Origin of the sequence: Amycolatopsis roodepoortensis (assembly GCF_014873915.1) — a bacterium.
GTDB classification, from domain to species: domain Bacteria; phylum Actinomycetota; class Actinomycetes; order Mycobacteriales; family Pseudonocardiaceae; genus Amycolatopsis; species Amycolatopsis roodepoortensis.
On sequence record NZ_JADBEJ010000004.1, the window covers coordinates 337,679 to 352,342 of the forward strand.

Below are 14,664 nucleotides of genomic sequence, written 5' to 3' on the forward strand. Positions count from 1 at the left end.
CCTGGATGATGCACTGGTAGCGCTCCTCGCGTGGGGACGCCGATACTTCAGTTCCACCAAATCCCACAGCGGCCGCACTTACGAGACCAGCGATAAGAATCCTTGTCACGACAGACATGTCTCTCCTTAAATTCCCTCGACTCCGAATGAAGGTGAGACCATGCCTATCGCGACGTATTCGGGTGAGTGCAAGGTAAATCTCGGGTGAGTCTGCCTTCACCGGGACCGAGCAGGGTTTCCACGAGTGCGGAGGATTCCTCTTCGAGGTCGACCTCGAGTGCACCCGCGATATCGACCAGCTTGTCCGCCGTGGCCTTCACGGCGGCGAGGTTTCCCGCTCGGTGCTCCACGTGAAGAAGGTCGCGATAGAGGAGTTCGCTCACTGGGTCGGCGAGGAGGCCTCGCAGGATCGCGCGGCGGCCCGCTGGTAGATCACCGGCTTTCTGGCAGGTGTCGGCCAGAGCGTGGGCGACGTCGACGATGGCGTCGATCATTTCACGCTGGTGCCAGGAGTTCCAGGCGTATCGGCCTGGGCCGATGTTGCTGAAGGGCATGCCGCTGACAAGTTCGAGCGCTGCTTCGAGGCGAGCCCGCCGATCTGGTCCGCCATGGTTCGGATCGGGCCCGGCGAGTTGCCGGAACCGATGCCAGTCACTGGTCATCGACTTCGACAGGCGGTAGCCACCTCCGTTGGCCTCGAGATTCGGGAGGTAGAGGTCGCCGTTTTCGTCGTGACCGAGCCAGGTACGCAGCCGGGAGATGTAACCCTGGCGGGTCGCCGCCGACCAGGGACGGGTGTCCGTCCCGAGCTGTCGCGAGATTTCGTCGGCGGTCGCGCCTGGGTGAAGGAGCAGGAACGCAGCGAGTTCCGTGAGCCGGTTGATCTTCTTGCCTTCGACCTTCGTCGGGTCGACGTTGTGCAATCCGACCGGTCCGAGAAGTCTCAGCTCGGGCCCAGTTGCCGATCGCGGTTCGAATGGAACATCCGGATAGTCGTCTGCGGGCACCTGTTCGGCCTTGACCTCGGCAGTCAGTGTCGCGATGAGTTCTTCTGCCTGATCGACGGTCAGGCGCTGGAGCTCGACTTCGACGCCGAGGTCTTGGATCACCGTGGACTTCGCGGAAACATCGACCTTCCAGCCATCCGAGGCCGCCGCGCCCGCGGCAACCACAGCAGCAAGGCACTCATGCTGCTCCACGTCGAAAGGATCAGCGGACAGGATGACAGCCGTTGACAACTCCGCCCCGGAGAGCTCGTCCGCCGAATTGAAGTGACGGAAGCGCTCTGGATTGTTCGCGGCGGTTGAATGACCGAAGCCGACCATCGCCACGGGGACGGACTTGGACCAAGCAGACGTTGCCAGTTCCCAGGCCATGGCCAACAGGACAGGCTCGATTTCTTCCGCAGCGCCGTCGAGCGTGATCGTGCCGATCTCCGCGAGGTTGACCATGACAAGGTCACGGCGAGGATCGTGGCCGACTGTGACAAGCGCTGGATATGGTGCCGGCACGCTACCCAGCTCATTTACATCTAGCGACTCGGTGAAGGATTCGCTGTTTTCGTGCGGGTACAGGACCACACCACGGCTGCCTACGACCGCGGACCGGACGGCGGGCAGCGAGGTGCCCTCCTCGCGGGTGCGATAGGCGAGACTGCGTAGCGCGACATCGAGAGCTTCGGCGGTGGCAGGTTCTTCGGATTTCCTGAGTGCGGTCTCCAGGTCTGTGGGCGGCGGGCGGCGGATTCGTTGTCCAGGACGACGACGTCGTTGGGCGAGCATCCTGCGCCGGGCGAGCCTCGCCAGAACGCCGGCGGCAAGAAGCCCTCCGAGCCCGACGGCGACGAGGGGTACGACGCTGCCGTCGCTCTCAGGAGCGACCTCGACGGGTGCCGGAGCTGGGGGCGGCGCTGGCGCTCGCTCCGGCAATGGCGAAGTCGGTTCCGCGGGCCGGGCAGCTGGCGGTGTCGGCTCTGGCCCACAGCCAGGTGGAGCGATCTGAGCCGAAGTCGAGCCTCCAGACGCTGCTCCCCCACCGTGTGCAGGCGTTGCCGCTCCGGGAAGTTGTAGGACATCGCCGGGATAGATCCGATCCGGGTCGTCCAAGACCCGGCCGCCAGGCAGTGGCCGACCTCGGTTGAGTTCGAAGATCTCGACGTACCGGGACGCGGAGCCGAGGTGCTTCTGAGCGATCTGAGTCAGCGTGTCACCTGCACCGACGACGACTTCGATGCACTGCGACTCGGTAGGCAGCGCGAGACGCCAACCGGGCTTGATCAAGTCGACGCTTCGGAGAGCCGCCCCGTCTGCCTGACGTCGGCCCCGGTTCAGATTGAAGATCTCCTGGTAGCGACTCTCGTCGCCGAGATGCTCAGCCGCGATGCTCATCAGCGAGTCGCCGGGAACAACCGTGTACCCGTCGGCCACCGGAGGATCGGCGTCCTCTGCGGTCTGGGGGCTACTCTGTTCGGAGACCTGCGGGGCGACGATGCTGGCCGGGGCAGCAGGCTGCGACGCCTCAGCAGCCGTCGTACCGACCACCAGACCAAAGAGGACACCGGCTACGAGTCGTTGAGCCCAGCGGAATCCAGGCAATCGCGGCGCTGCCACTCCATGCGCGAGTGCGACGCATTCGAGCACGACGGCGACGACGAGCTGCAACCAGGCGATCACCCCGGCCACCGCCACCACGAGCAGGAAGACCTGACCGGTGTCTCGCTCGGTGATCCAGCCGACGACTTCGGGGAAGGCCGGCACGTGGTCTGGCAGGAATGCCGACTTGAACGTCCACAGGAGGAGCGGTGGCCCGACGATGAGCAGAGCGAGTCCCATGACTCCGAGGAGGATTCGCACGAGCCTTCTCATAGCGGTGCTCCCTATCCGTCGGAGACCAGATCGGCGGCGCCGTGGCCGCGCACGGAGAACTCGGATACTCCGATGATGCTGAGGAAGATGGTGGTTCTGGTGATCGTGGTGTCGACGACGATCCGGTTGTCCTGTACGGCAACGGTTCCGGCAATGCCCGTCGCCGCGAGGTAGCGCTCTGCTTCGGCGACGGCTTGCTGCGGGTTGACGTCTGCGACCTGGCCGGCGGCAAGAGCGTGAACGCGGAGTGCCTGTCCAGCTGCACGCGCGGCTTCCTCGGCGACCGACGTCGCCTCGGAATGAGCTTGGGCCTTGCGACTGCCGTCCACCGCCCACCCGATCGCGATGATCAGGGCGATACTTAATCCGACCAGCCACACCGAGACGGACCCGCGTTCGCCACGCAAGCGGATCATCGACGGGCTCCGTAGCGATCGATGGGTGATCGGAATTCGGAAGCAGCGAGTCGGGAACCCGGGATCATGAGGTCGCCGAACGTGATCTCACAGCTGATGGTGGCGATCACGTAGCCGGTCTCGCCCAGCGGCTTGCCGAAGTCTCGAGCATCGACAGCAATGTTGAGGTTGTCGCAGTTCAAGCCCTGCTGAGCGATGACAGCTCGCACCCGCACCTCGGCTACCGACGCCGCAGCATGGCCGTCGCGGGCAAGGGAAGCCGCACGTGCGGCAGAGCGAGCTGCCTCGTCCACCGCGGATTCCGCAGTGATGACCCGCATCCCGACCAGCGCGAGTCCGAAAAGGACGATCAGCGCCGACACGCCGATCACGACTTCGATGTTCACATCGCCGCGATCCCCAAGCTTCATGGTGTCAACTGCTCGATCGGCCCAGACGCACGCTGGCTCACCGAGAACCGCGCGAACGGTATGAGCGAGGCGGCCTCGGCACTGACGATGACGGTGACGTTCCGGCCGTCGCTGGAGGCATCGGCGTTCACATTGGACAGCCAACTGCCGGTCACCCGGCTGACATAGTTCTGGGCGTGATGTTCAGCGGCCGCCAAGTCGACGGGCGGCAGCCGCTCGGCGTTGACGCCGTCCCGCGCCGCTTCCAAGGCCACGTTCCGTCCCAGGAAAAGCACAATGACTTGCAAGACTAACCACGTGACCAGGAGAAGTGCTCCCAGGCCGAGGATGGCCGACACGTTCTCGTCGCCGCGCTCGCCGGTCAGCTCGGCGGTGCGGCGCCGGAGGTTCATTGCCCTCCGATCAGTGGGAGCTTGCCGTTCACGAAGGCCGTGACCGCCCCGGCGATCGCGGTGGCCAGCACGAGGCCGAGTACTGCGTAAATGGCTTTGGTGATGTTCTCGTCGCCGCGCTCACCCTCACGGGCGAACTTCGCTCTGCGCTTCTGCAAGGCGGTTCCGATCGTGAGTACGGCGATCTGCAGGTGAGCCACCGCTGTTTTGAGCATGGACTTCTCCTCTGATTCAGGTGCCGAGCATCGTGAAGATGCCGGGGAAGGCGAGAAAGACGATGAACGCCAGGCCCATCACGGCGATCGGCATGTCCATCCGATCCGAACGGATCGACGAACCGGTCTTCTGGTCCGCCAGGCCTTGCTGGGCAATCGATGCCGCTTTCGACCGCAGGGTGTCGGCGATGCTCGCTCCGCCCTCGCTCGCGCTGGTGATGATGTGGCCGAGATCCCTGAGTTCACGGACACCCAGCTCGTCGGCGAGGCGCTCAAGACCCTCCCACGGCATCCGGCCGCGCAGCGACGCTTCGTTCATCGCCAGCCGGATCCTGTGGAACGCCCAGCCTTCACCCAACGAAGCCGGGTAGCGCATCGCTTCGACCGGGCCGCGGTCACCGAGACGCCCGAGCGCGACGAGGTGCGCGTAGGCGACCAGAGCCCCTCGGAACGCGGCCCGTGCTTTCTGGGCCTTAGACCGCAGCAGGAGGCGCGGAAGCGTCCAGCCGAATGCCGCCGTGCACAGCGACATCAATCCTGTCAGGACAACGGGTGCCCCAGCGCCGACGACAGCAAGTGCGACGCTCGTCAGCGGAACCGCCAGGGCTCCTGTGGACGCATAGCCGATGCGTTTCAGCATGAAGGACTCGCGTGTCTGGCCGACAAGGTCGAGATCTGCGGTTGGCGTCCTCGCTCCGCAGCGGTCGGCGACCCGGATCACGGCTCGTAAGGCCGGATTCAGCGACGAGCTGTCCGAAACGACAGGCGGACCGTTCAGGACATCGCTTAGCCGGAGACGTCCAGGCACGCATGCCGCGACGATCAGTGTCGTGCCACCGGCGATTCCCAGCGCCAGCAGGATGAGTTGGCCGAGCGTGCTCATGTCCGCCGCCGAGTCCGTGCGGAGAGGAACCGGGCTGCCGGCGGCTCGAGGCCCAACTGACGCAGCCATACCGCGGAGGCACCTACCAACCCGAGCACCACAGCCAGGACAACCTGCCCGACCGGCGTGGCATAGGCCGAGGTGTACATCGAGCTACCGAAGAGAGCGATCCCCACGAACATCGCCGCCCAGATGCCGAGCAGGACCCGCGCGGTAGACCTCCTCCGGGCCCGTTCGGACTCCGCGGTCCGGCGAGCGACGATGTCCTCGGCAACCTGGCGAGCGAGCGCACGCAGCAGGCCGGCGACCCCTGAACCTTGGCGGTATGCGACGCAGAGGCCGGCCACTGCGGCGTCTCCGATCTGGTCGTCGATGTCGTCGGCGAACTCGAGCAGGGCTTCCTGTACGTCCCAGGTCCGCAGGCGATGTGCCAGCGTGGTCAGCTCGCGGGCGAGACACGTCGGCGCTTCGCGAGTGGAGCTCTGTATGGCGCTGACGAGTCCAGTGTTGCCCGCCGCCATGACGTCGCTGAGACGACGCAGCCAGCTTTCCAGGGCTTCTAGTCGCTCGATGCGCTGCTTGGCGATCGCTCCCGCTGAGAAGAGCCAGGGCAGGAAGACGATGAAGACCGTGATGGCCACCCCGGCGATCGGCCAGCCGGAGACAAGCCAGACCAGAGCGCCGGCTGACAGTGCGAGTGGTCCTCGCCAACGGAGGCCACGATGCCGCCGGAGTGCCTTTGGCTGGAAGATAGGCCTTCGCCGTTGGCCGACACCGAACGCTCCGGCGACGACGAGCGCCAGACCGCCGACGAGTCCGACGCTGAGCAAAATAAGGACGAGTTCAGGCATGGGCCCACTCCCCATCGCTGCCACAGGTCAGCCAGTTCCGGTCGAACCCGGCGCGCTCGTAGTCCTCGATGTCGGTCGGCAGATTCCCGGTAGGCACCGACCGGCGACCTGCAGCACGTTGGAAGAGATATGTCCGCGCTGGTCGCCCATACTCACCGGCCTCGACGGAGACGATCTCGGCAACGTAGCGATCGAGGCTATTACCGTCAGCGACGAGCTCCACATACACGATGAGATCGATCGCATGTGCCACGGTTTCGTGCGCCAGCTCGGGTGTCCATGCCGAGTTCCCCTCAAGGCAGAGGCGGGCCATGCGGTTGATGGCGTCCCCCGCGTTGCGGGCGTGCATGGTGGAGAGCGAGCCCGATCCACCCGTCGAAAGCGCGTCGAGCATCGGGATGATCTCGCGACCGCGGACCTCGCCCACGATCGTGCGCGTGGTGTGCATGCGCAGCGACTGCCAGACCAAGTGCGACAGGTCGGCGACGGTACTGCCGGACCGCTCCGAATTGCCGATCCGTTCCTCGAACGCGATGACGGCCGGAAACCGATCGCGATGCCGGTGCAGGCCGAGTTCGAACTCGGTCTCCAGCGTCGCGAACCGTTCATCCGGAGGGATCTCCCAGCAGAGGGCGCGCAGAAGCGTCGTCTTCCCCGCCCGTTGTCTGCCGCACACGACGATGTTCTTCTCCGCTCGCACCGCCGCGCGAAGGAGTGCGAGTTGCGCCGTCGAGATCATCCGCCGCTTGCGGAGGTCCGCCAGCCCGGTCTTGGACAGCCGATGCCGCCGGATGGAGACATGCGGACGATCACTGACCTCGATCGTGGCGGCCAGGCGTTCCCCGCCCGGTAGCTCCATATTCAGCAGCGGTGACGTGCTGTTGATGGCCCGCTCGGTCCGGCCGTGACGGGCGGCAAGTCGCTGCAACCAGCGAAGCAAGGCTTCGTCGGTCGGTGCGATCCGGGGCGCCCGCATGACCGTGCCGTCCGCGTAGGACAGCCAGACGGGCTCATTGCCGATGATGTCGATGTTCTCGACGCCTTCGTCCGCCAGCAACGGTTCCAACCGTCCCAGGCCGAACATCTCCGCCATCACGGCCTGCTTGACGAACCACTCCTTGCCGGGATCAAGGAACGGCCTGCCTCGACCGGCCCACTCCTTGATCGCAGCCGAGAGGACTTCGTCGATCAGTTTTCCTGCGAGCGCACGCTCGAAACTTCCCGATTCCGGCTCGCTATGGCGTGCCATCTCTTCTTCGACCTGCTTCGCGAGAGCCTGTTGGACACGATCGACAAGCTCGTCCGCTCCCGCGAAGTCCTGCTCAACCAACATGGCGGTCCCCCTCGCCAGCAGATGCGGCAGGCCGCGGAACCGAGGGCGGTGGCGACCTCCGCACGAGCTCACGTCGTGGCCTCTCTTGCCTGGCGGGTGCCTGCTCGGGAATCGCCTGCCCTCGAAGCCTTCGCGACCGAGTGAAGGCTCGCTTGCCGATTTCGAAGCCGAGCTTCCGGGACGTCTCAAGCAACGACGAGGTCTCGAAGCGTTTTCCTGGCCTGAACGTGTCCGTGAACTGCGTGGCGGAGGACGGATCCCACGGCATCTCACCGACAACCGGCAGACCGAGTTTCGCGAACTGCCTCTCGATCTCCTTGAGTGGAAACCCAGTGGCAGCAGCCGCAACAACGACCACCAAGCCGTCGTCCGCTGTACCGAGCAGGCCGATCTCCTCGCGAATCAAGTCCACAGAGGACGCCAGAGCTCGGAGCGAATGCCGGTCGTTGCGTACGACCAGCACCGTCAGGTCTGCGTTCCCCAGGACGGCATGCGGCATACCGCGAGAACGGAGCCGACCACAGTCTGCCAGGACGTCGACCGACTCCCAGGTCCGGAACGCCAGCGCCAGTCGCTGCCATTGCAGGCTTTCCGCGACCCGAGTCGTTTGCGGCCCAGGCAGGAGGAAGTGTCGTCCGGTGCCGTCCGGAAGCGTGATCGTCTGCTGCCACAACGCCTGCGGCAACGGCATCGTCCGCGCGGCCAGCATCGCCTCGAACATCCCTCGGTGGCCGAGCGAACCGCCCGGGTCGAACACCGCCAGCGCCTGGCCGCCGGACGGATCGCACTCCGCGGCGACGGCGTGGCGCGGCCAAGCCCACGTCAAGGCCAGCGTCGCGGCCGACGTTCCCGGACTTCCGCGTAGGGAAGTGAATGTGATCAGCATGGTTCGCTCAACTCCCCGGCAGCAGAACGATCGCGACCGTGCCCACGGATCCCTTGGTCGCGAGCTTCGGGCCCTGGTGCTCGGCCACGACGACGTCGACAACGCGGAGTCCGGTCTGATCCCGCTCCCCGACGCGGACGACCGTCCCCTGCACCGGTTCCCAGGTTTCGGTCACTGTGCCGCTCTGGCCGGAAGGAACGAGGAGAACAGGCTTCAACGGCTCCAGCGGAGTCGCCGGGAGCTGAGCCGGCTTGACGGCGATACCCAGCAGTTGCTCTCCCGGCCTTGGCGGGAGCTCTCCTCCGACGGCCTGCGCGGTCAGCACGCTCCCCGGCCAGAGATTCGTCGTGGCCTTCCGCCCGATGAACTGCGACCGGTCCTTCCACAGCACTGGCGTGAGGCCAGGATCAGGTCGAACCTGGACCTCCCGCACGGAGTTGTCGAGTACGACCTGCCCAAATCGGACAGGAGCAGCGACACCGACCGCGGCGATCGTCGTGTCGACGTTCCGGTAGATGAAGACGGTCCCGGTCGCGCACAGCGCAGCCAGTACGAGACCCACGAGGATCAGCAACTTCGAGGGGCGCCGTCGAAGTGGCCGGACCTCCGGCGCGAGCGGCGGCTTCTCGAGTTGAGCCGGGTCATTCATGGCCGTCCTCCCCGGAGTTCAGCGTGCGGATTTCGCGGACGGGCAACCTGGCACTCGATGTCAGGTCCATCGCCTCGGAATCGGACATCCCACCGCCGGACCAGCTGATCTCCCAGTGACCGGTCGCCGCGATCGAGAAGGCGCCGGAAGAGGCCTTCGTCAGGTAGACGTGCCCGCAGTCAGGTGACGCGAGACCAGCTCTGTCTTCGGTGAACGGCGTGCCTGGCCCAGCGCAAGCTTTCGTCGCTCCGTCGCCCATCGACCAGGAGATGCGGGCGAGCTTGGCAGTGGCCGTCACGCTGACGGTTCCGGCGGTTGCCGTCCGGGTGACCGGACCGGTGGTGGCCTCGCTTCGTGCGCTCCACATCCACACCGGAAAGCCGATCGTGGCACCATATGGCGAATCGGCGGGCGGCGCCAGCCTGATGTCGGGCGCGGAGAGTCCCATCTGGTCGATCGCCTGTCGAGCGAGTTCGGCGGGCGAAACCTGCGGGGCAATGGGAGCCTCAGCTCCATTGGGCACGTAAGCCACCCGAGCGTCGCCGGGATACCCACCACCGGGCCCGCCGACGCCGCAGATCATCACGACCAGCCGCCCCTTCGACGGGTCCTTTCCCGCCCACATCGGGTCGCCGCCCGCCGGCTGGGGAATCGCCATCGGAACGCATTGCGGAGCAGGTCCGGCGCGCTTCCCCAAGCTGGCTGGTCCGGTCCCTGGCTGGCCTCCCTCGCGGCCCGGCCGGCCGGGATCCGTCGCACCGACCCAGCAGGTCCCGCGCACCCCTGAGGATTGGCAACCACCTAGGCCTGGCTCCGGGCCAGCCCACGCCGCCGCGGGGCTGACCATCGCGGTCACCAGCAGGGCCGAGCCGATCGTCTTCGTCAGCATGGCTTCTCCAAGGCGGCTTCGACGACCTGGACCAGCCACCGGTCGTCCAGGCTGGCGTATCGGACTACCTCGGCACGGAACTCGTACCGCCGCGGCTGGTCCGGGTTGTCGAGAACCCGCCCCTGCTCGCCCGGCTTGTCGCTGACCAGATGGAGTCCAGCCCGATCCAGGCAGTCGGTGATCTTGACCCTCGGGTCGCGCTCGTCGAGCGACACCGCGGTCACCGCAGGGGAACGCCGATAGTTACCTTCCATATGCGACGGCACGGAGGCCAGGTTCTGGATTTCCGCGAGGTGACGCGTCAACTCTGGGTCGACGAGATACTCGCCCAGCGCTGAGCGCCAGTCCTTCGATTGCGGCGCCTTCTCCGCAGCGGTACTGACGCGCCAGTAGCCTTCGTAAGCATCAAGCGCTTTCTGCTTCGCCACGTCCTCAGCCGTCGGGACGTGGCTGGATGTCGGGGGTGCCGGAGGTGTGGCCGACGTGGCCGAGGGCGGGTTTCCAGTTTCGCTGCACGCGGCCGTGGTGGCCGCGAAGAGCAAGACGATCACGAACTTGGACTTCATTTCATGCTCCCCTGAGGCTGATGATCACGGACCCACTAGCCGCGGCCAGAGCCGGACCGATGTGCTCGGAATCGACGATCACGTCGACCACGACCGTCCCGTCAGAGTCAGGTGACCCGACTCCAGCGACCCTGGCGACGAACGCGTTTCCCGCCGACGGGAGCGAGTCACAGGGCAGCGGTTGCGGCAGAGGCGACACACAAACCCGCGCATGCGGCCAAAGGGGCTGACTCGGTCGGTTGCCGGCTTCGACCCGCAGGCCGACTACCTGAAATCCGGTTCCCGGCACGCCCTCCGGTATGAGGCTGGCCGCGGCGAGGAGCGTCCCCTTCTGAAGGCCGACGACGGGCGCGCGACCGATGACAGCGGCTCGGTCGGCCGCTCGGATGAAGCGGACGTCGTGGTCAGGGACCAGGTCAACAGCGACCAAGTCTGCTTCGGTGAACGGCTGAGTCGCGCCGACATCCCTAGCGAGCACAAGCGCGGGCACCGTCCTGTCTCTGAGGACCGCGACGAGATGGACGATGACCAGAGCGAACACCAGGGCGACGACCACCGTGGCGAGGTTGAGCCAGCGCGACGAACTCTTCGACGGCGGCCTCGGATCGGACACACGTCGTCGAGCCTTCCTCAAGCGCTCGGTGAAATCGGTGACGGTCATCCTCCGACCTCGGCATCCAGATCGGAGGGATCCACCCGCTCGATGACGCGCCGCCAGATCCGGCATTCGTCACACCAGACGTACCGGCTCAACAGTTCTTCATCTTCTTCGCCCGCGGAGAGCTTCGCTCGATCACCGCAGTCGAGAACGTATTCGGCTGACATCCGGCCTCCCTCCGTGGACGTATCTGATGGCGAAGGCCGGCTGGAACTGCCCGAGGCGCTTGCGAGTTCCTCGAGCGAGGGGAGGTTGTCCAGCCGGCCTTCGTTTCTTTCTCCTGCGTCGCCAGGCAGTCCGTTCCTGGCAAATCAGGAATACCGCTTTCCGGCCCGGTGAGGGCAAGCTCAACACCGGGTGAGCCTTGGCTCATCAGGGGCTTTGTCACTCGTCCGGGTGTAGGAATAAGTAGAATTGCTCGCGCGCAAGCGGTAGTGAATCGTGTTAGCTGGTCGGTATGGACGGGTGGGAAATGCCGTACCGGCACAGCGTTCAGATCGCCTTGGATCTCTTGAGAGGCAGGTGGACCGTCGCCGTCTTGGCCGGGCTTGCTCGCGGCGAAACGCAGTTCAAGGAACTGCTGGCCGCGATCAACGACGTCGAAAAGCGCACCGACCGAGATCGCATGCTGTCGAATCGAGTACTGAGCGACACTCTTCAGCGCGCTCGCGAGGACGGTCTCATCGAACGGCACGCCGCATCGGGCAACTTCGCGACAGTCTCTTATGTACTCACCCCGACGGGACGCTCGCTGCTCCGCGCCGTCCGGCCGCTGGCCGAGTGGGCTCAGGTTTATCAAGCGGACCGCCAAGCTGACGAGGCCGACCGCCGAGGCGCTTAATACGCCCTGGCGGATGCCGTCCGGCGAGGATCCGGAATCAACGAACGAACCCTGTCCCGGCCCGCATCCTTCGCTGCGAACAGGACGTTGTCCGCCGCCACGAGCACATCGTTGAGAGCTTCGCCCGCTTCCGGATAGGAAGCTACACCGATTGAGACACTAAGGCGTAAATCACCCAATTCGTCATCGAACCTCATCCCGCGAACGGCCTCGCAGACACGGTCCGCGATGTCGACCGAGGCCGTCGTATCAGCGCCCGGCAGCAGAACGACGAACTCTTCTCCTCCGAATCGCGCGGCGATGTCGTACGACCGAACGTTTTCGACGATCGTCTGTGCGATCTCGCGCAGGACCCTGTCCCCGGCAATGTGTCCGAAGGTGTCGTTTACCGACTTGAACTTGTCGACATCGATCATCAGCACGCCGATCGGCGCATGATGATGCCGAGCTTTGGCCACCTCGTTCTCCGCGAGAGTCTTCCACGTCTCCACGTTGAGCAAGCCGGTCTTCCTGTCCGTCGTCGCCGCGGCTTCGAGCTGCCGAACGAGAACACTGCGCGTCAGCACATACAGCGGCAGCATGACGAAGACCAGCGCGAGCGGATGCCAGACCATCAACAACGTGACCAGGACGCCGACGCACAATGTCGCGAATTCGAGGCTGTTCTCGCTCCAGCTGCCGACCAGTGTCCCGACCGAACGCTTGCCAGGCGACAACGCGATCACCCCGGCGACCAATGCCGAGTTCACCAGCCAATAGCAGACGACCACCACGACCAGACCCAACAGGGCGCCGTCGTCGATGCGTTCGAGGGCTTGGACAGACGGGAGCCAGCGGGCCACCGCGATGGCCGAACAACAGGAGATGACCACCGAACTCGCGCTGAACACCACCCGGTAAAGGCACATACCGGACACTCGGCGCCAGCTGCGCCACCACATGTGCCCATAGAGGATGACCGCGATCGCCGCCGCCAAAGCCGGCGTGACCAGCAAGGCCGCCGCGAGTGTCCAGACCGAGCTCATGTTGACGTGCGGAGTATCCGAGAACCGGCGCCGCATCTGCTCGACAGCTCGGGTCACTTCCGCCGAGAGGAGACCGAGCACCACGAGGACACCGAACCGGAAGAGATCGGATCGGTTCACCGGCGTGAACCCGTCCAGCAGAAGCGTGAAGACGACCGCGACGATCTCGACTGCCAGAACGAAGGTGATCACCCGTCCCTGCAGCGACCAGAGCTTCCACCGTGTGACATTCCAAATACGTTCTGTATCACTGGAGGCCTCGCTGGTCACATTGGAGGCTCTGACCTGCATACTTGAGTCGCTTGCGTCCCCAGGCGGTCCTCCGGCGGACGCCGTCGTCGGGGTGTTCTCAGCGGGCGGGCCGTCCAGGCAGTCCGTTCGCTGGGAGGAGGGTTCGTCGATGACCAACAAGGACTGGTGATCTCGCGCGTCCTCATTCGCTGAACCACGCTCGCTCCCGGCTCGCCGCCGGGAGCGGGTCAGGGCCCACAGCACGCTGATCGCCGCCGCCACGCCGATCGCGACGGCGCCCGCGGCGGCAACTGCTCTGAACGGCCCGAACTGCTGGGCGGCCAGCCCGCCGCCCAGGATCGCGACGCCTTGTGAACACTGCAGGCACGTCGACATCCGACCCATCACTCCCCCGCGACGGGCGTCCGGCACCAGATCGACGACAACGGTCTGCACCTGAATGAGAAAGGCGGTCGAGACAGCGCCGGACGCGGCCCAAAGGACGATCGAAGCAACTACCCCCGGTTCGAATACGCAGGCAGCGAGAGGCAGGCCGGCCACCACCGCGAACAGCAGCGCGGCGAGCGGCGTAGCGGGCAAGCGAAACCGCATCGTGAGCCAGGCGCCGATGGCGCTCCCCAGCGGGTCGGCAGCGAGCAGCAAACCGATGCCGAAGGCGGAGATCCCCAACGCGTGTCCATACGGGACCGCCAAGCCCTCGGGCACGACGTAGACGCCCACCAGCAGGACCAGGGCGTAAAGCAGCAACCACGTTCGGGCAGGCGCTTGCGCTGGCTCCTCTTTCTCGGTGTCGGTTCGGCTGACCGACCTCGACGACACGCCCTTGAGGATGATCACGGCGCTCAGCACGAAGGAGCCCGCGTTCACCAGCATTCCAAGATGCGGCTCGATCAACGTCAGTACGAGCCCGCCGGATCCGAAAGCCACCACCTGAGCGACCTGACCGGTGAATTGCCGCAGTGCGAGTCCGGCCGGGAAGTCCTCTCGGCCGAGAACCTGCGGCAGCAACGCTGACTGCGCCGCTTTGAACGGTCCCGCCGCCGCGCTGAGCACCGCGACGCACACCCACAGCACAGGCAGCGGAAGCCCTGGCAGCGCCATCGCCGCGGCGAGGACTGCGCGAACGACGTCGATGACGACCAGGATCGCCCGCCGCGGATAGCGGTCGGCGAGACCGGACAGCAGGAAGCCACCGAGCACAGATGGGATGAAGGTCAAGGCGTAGGTCAACGCGGTCAACGCCGCGGACGAGGTCTCCTTGAACACCAGCAACGACAACGCGACCCGGGCGATCTGGTCGCCACCGATCGACAGCAACTCGGCGACCCAAAGCGCCCGGAATTCCGGGTTCCGCATTGGCACGGCAAAGCCGGCACGGCGGCGCTCCGCCATATCCGTTCCCCCTACACGCAACTCCCAGGCGACAACTCAGCATGCGGTCGCGCAGTCACGCTCCCGCCGGACTGACCATGCCGGGTCGTTCGTCCCTCTCCCGAAACTCACGGTATGCCCGGAGTGTCGTCAGGTGACCACG

General features: G+C 65.7%; 16 protein-coding genes. 1 reads left to right on the plus strand and 15 read right to left on the minus strand.

Annotated features, from left to right (window positions below; translation table 11 throughout):
- Window positions 1-164 precede the first annotated feature (164 nt).
- The 14 genes from H4W30_RS12150 to H4W30_RS12215 all read right to left on the minus strand — a co-directional run bounded on the left by H4W30_RS12150 (window position 165) and on the right by H4W30_RS12215 (window position 11,179).
- The gene (locus H4W30_RS12150; protein WP_192742945.1) at window positions 165-2,864 is read right to left on the minus strand and encodes a LysM peptidoglycan-binding domain-containing protein; all 2,700 of its coding nucleotides are present in this window, start codon (window positions 2,862-2,864) and stop codon (window positions 165-167) included.
- 11 nt (window positions 2,865-2,875) lie between these two features.
- Entirely contained in the window at window positions 2,876-3,280 is a 405-nt protein-coding gene (locus tag H4W30_RS12155) for a pilus assembly protein TadG-related protein (protein WP_192742946.1), read from the minus strand.
- Window positions 3,277-3,690 (minus strand): hypothetical protein, encoded by a 414-nt coding sequence (locus H4W30_RS12160; protein WP_192742947.1) that lies wholly within the window; start codon window positions 3,688-3,690, stop codon window positions 3,277-3,279. Before H4W30_RS12160 ends, H4W30_RS12155 begins: the two co-directional genes overlap by 4 nt.
- Window positions 3,687-4,082 carry a hypothetical protein gene (locus H4W30_RS12165; RefSeq protein WP_192742948.1) on the minus strand — a complete coding sequence of 132 codons (396 nt, stop codon included), beginning with the start codon at window positions 4,080-4,082 and terminating at the stop codon, window positions 3,687-3,689. Before H4W30_RS12165 ends, H4W30_RS12160 begins: the two co-directional genes overlap by 4 nt.
- Entirely contained in the window at window positions 4,079-4,297 is a 219-nt protein-coding gene (locus H4W30_RS12170) for a hypothetical protein (protein WP_192742949.1), read from the minus strand. Before H4W30_RS12170 ends, H4W30_RS12165 begins: the two co-directional genes overlap by 4 nt.
- A gap of 16 nt (window positions 4,298-4,313) precedes the next feature.
- Window positions 4,314-5,180 carry a type II secretion system protein gene (locus H4W30_RS12175; RefSeq protein ID WP_192742950.1) on the minus strand — a complete coding sequence of 289 codons (867 nt, stop codon included), beginning with the start codon at window positions 5,178-5,180 and terminating at the stop codon, window positions 4,314-4,316.
- Window positions 5,177-6,031 carry a type II secretion system F family protein gene (locus H4W30_RS12180; protein ID WP_192742951.1) on the minus strand — a complete coding sequence of 285 codons (855 nt, stop codon included), beginning with the start codon at window positions 6,029-6,031 and terminating at the stop codon, window positions 5,177-5,179. The genes H4W30_RS12175 and H4W30_RS12180 overlap by 4 nt, the downstream gene beginning before the upstream one ends.
- Window positions 6,024-7,364, minus strand: coding sequence for a CpaF family protein (locus H4W30_RS12185; RefSeq protein ID WP_192742952.1), 1,341 nt, complete (start codon window positions 7,362-7,364; stop codon window positions 6,024-6,026). The genes H4W30_RS12180 and H4W30_RS12185 overlap by 8 nt, the downstream gene beginning before the upstream one ends.
- Window positions 7,354-8,250 (minus strand): hypothetical protein, encoded by an 897-nt coding sequence (locus H4W30_RS12190; protein ID WP_192742953.1) that lies wholly within the window; start codon window positions 8,248-8,250, stop codon window positions 7,354-7,356. Before H4W30_RS12190 ends, H4W30_RS12185 begins: the two co-directional genes overlap by 11 nt.
- Window positions 8,251-8,257: 7 nt before the next feature.
- The gene (locus H4W30_RS12195; protein ID WP_225949294.1) at window positions 8,258-8,899 is read right to left on the minus strand and encodes a flagellar biosynthesis protein FlgA; all 642 of its coding nucleotides are present in this window, start codon (window positions 8,897-8,899) and stop codon (window positions 8,258-8,260) included.
- Complete coding sequence (locus H4W30_RS12200; protein ID WP_225949295.1) at window positions 8,892-9,596, minus strand: hypothetical protein; 705 nt, start codon at window positions 9,594-9,596, stop codon at window positions 8,892-8,894. The genes H4W30_RS12195 and H4W30_RS12200 overlap by 8 nt, the downstream gene beginning before the upstream one ends.
- A 185-nt stretch (window positions 9,597-9,781) precedes the next feature.
- Window positions 9,782-10,354 carry a hypothetical protein gene (locus H4W30_RS43685; RefSeq protein WP_225949296.1) on the minus strand — a complete coding sequence of 191 codons (573 nt, stop codon included), beginning with the start codon at window positions 10,352-10,354 and terminating at the stop codon, window positions 9,782-9,784.
- 1 nt (window position 10,355) lies between these two features.
- Window positions 10,356-11,015 carry a hypothetical protein gene (locus H4W30_RS12210; protein ID WP_192742954.1) on the minus strand — a complete coding sequence of 220 codons (660 nt, stop codon included), beginning with the start codon at window positions 11,013-11,015 and terminating at the stop codon, window positions 10,356-10,358.
- Window positions 11,012-11,179, minus strand: coding sequence for a hypothetical protein (locus H4W30_RS12215; protein WP_192742955.1), 168 nt, complete (start codon window positions 11,177-11,179; stop codon window positions 11,012-11,014). Before H4W30_RS12215 ends, H4W30_RS12210 begins: the two co-directional genes overlap by 4 nt.
- Window positions 11,180-11,469: 290 nt before the next feature.
- Between H4W30_RS12215 and H4W30_RS12220 the strand changes: the two genes are divergently transcribed.
- Window positions 11,470-11,853: a winged helix-turn-helix transcriptional regulator gene (locus H4W30_RS12220; protein ID WP_192742956.1), complete on the plus strand. Its 384-nt coding sequence runs from the start codon at window positions 11,470-11,472 to the stop codon at window positions 11,851-11,853.
- Here H4W30_RS12220 and H4W30_RS12225 read toward each other — a convergent pair.
- Window positions 11,850-14,522: an MFS transporter gene (locus tag H4W30_RS12225; RefSeq protein WP_225949297.1), complete on the minus strand. Its 2,673-nt coding sequence runs from the start codon at window positions 14,520-14,522 to the stop codon at window positions 11,850-11,852. The two genes, H4W30_RS12220 and H4W30_RS12225, sit on opposite strands and share 4 nt — an antisense overlap.
- Window positions 14,523-14,664 lie beyond the last annotated feature (142 nt).

What these genes read in the sequence shown, in the direction of transcription:
- H4W30_RS12150 (WP_192742945.1), bottom strand. Translation starts at nt 2,864, where the DNA reads ATGAGAAGGCTCGTGCGAATCCTCCTCGGAGTCATGGGACTCGCTCTG.
- H4W30_RS12155 (WP_192742946.1), bottom strand. Translation starts at nt 3,280, where the DNA reads ATGATCCGCTTGCGTGGCGAACGCGGGTCCGTCTCGGTGTGGCTGGTC.
- H4W30_RS12160 (WP_192742947.1), bottom strand. Translation starts at nt 3,690, where the DNA reads ATGAAGCTTGGGGATCGCGGCGATGTGAACATCGAAGTCGTGATCGGC.
- H4W30_RS12165 (WP_192742948.1), bottom strand. Translation starts at nt 4,082, where the DNA reads ATGAACCTCCGGCGCCGCACCGCCGAGCTGACCGGCGAGCGCGGCGAC.
- H4W30_RS12170 (WP_192742949.1), bottom strand. Translation starts at nt 4,297, where the DNA reads ATGCTCAAAACAGCGGTGGCTCACCTGCAGATCGCCGTACTCACGATC.
- H4W30_RS12175 (WP_192742950.1), bottom strand. Translation starts at nt 5,180, where the DNA reads ATGAGCACGCTCGGCCAACTCATCCTGCTGGCGCTGGGAATCGCCGGT.
- H4W30_RS12180 (WP_192742951.1), bottom strand. Translation starts at nt 6,031, where the DNA reads ATGCCTGAACTCGTCCTTATTTTGCTCAGCGTCGGACTCGTCGGCGGT.
- H4W30_RS12185 (WP_192742952.1), bottom strand. Translation starts at nt 7,364, where the DNA reads ATGTTGGTTGAGCAGGACTTCGCGGGAGCGGACGAGCTTGTCGATCGT.
- H4W30_RS12190 (WP_192742953.1), bottom strand. Translation starts at nt 8,250, where the DNA reads ATGCTGATCACATTCACTTCCCTACGCGGAAGTCCGGGAACGTCGGCC.
- H4W30_RS12195 (WP_225949294.1), bottom strand. Translation starts at nt 8,899, where the DNA reads ATGAATGACCCGGCTCAACTCGAGAAGCCGCCGCTCGCGCCGGAGGTC.
- H4W30_RS43685 (WP_225949296.1), bottom strand. Translation starts at nt 10,354, where the DNA reads ATGAAGTCCAAGTTCGTGATCGTCTTGCTCTTCGCGGCCACCACGGCC.
- H4W30_RS12210 (WP_192742954.1), bottom strand. Translation starts at nt 11,015, where the DNA reads ATGACCGTCACCGATTTCACCGAGCGCTTGAGGAAGGCTCGACGACGT.
- H4W30_RS12215 (WP_192742955.1), bottom strand. Translation starts at nt 11,179, where the DNA reads ATGTCAGCCGAATACGTTCTCGACTGCGGTGATCGAGCGAAGCTCTCC.
- H4W30_RS12220 (WP_192742956.1), top strand. Translation starts at nt 11,470, where the DNA reads ATGGACGGGTGGGAAATGCCGTACCGGCACAGCGTTCAGATCGCCTTG.
- H4W30_RS12225 (WP_225949297.1), bottom strand. Translation starts at nt 14,522, where the DNA reads ATGGCGGAGCGCCGCCGTGCCGGCTTTGCCGTGCCAATGCGGAACCCG.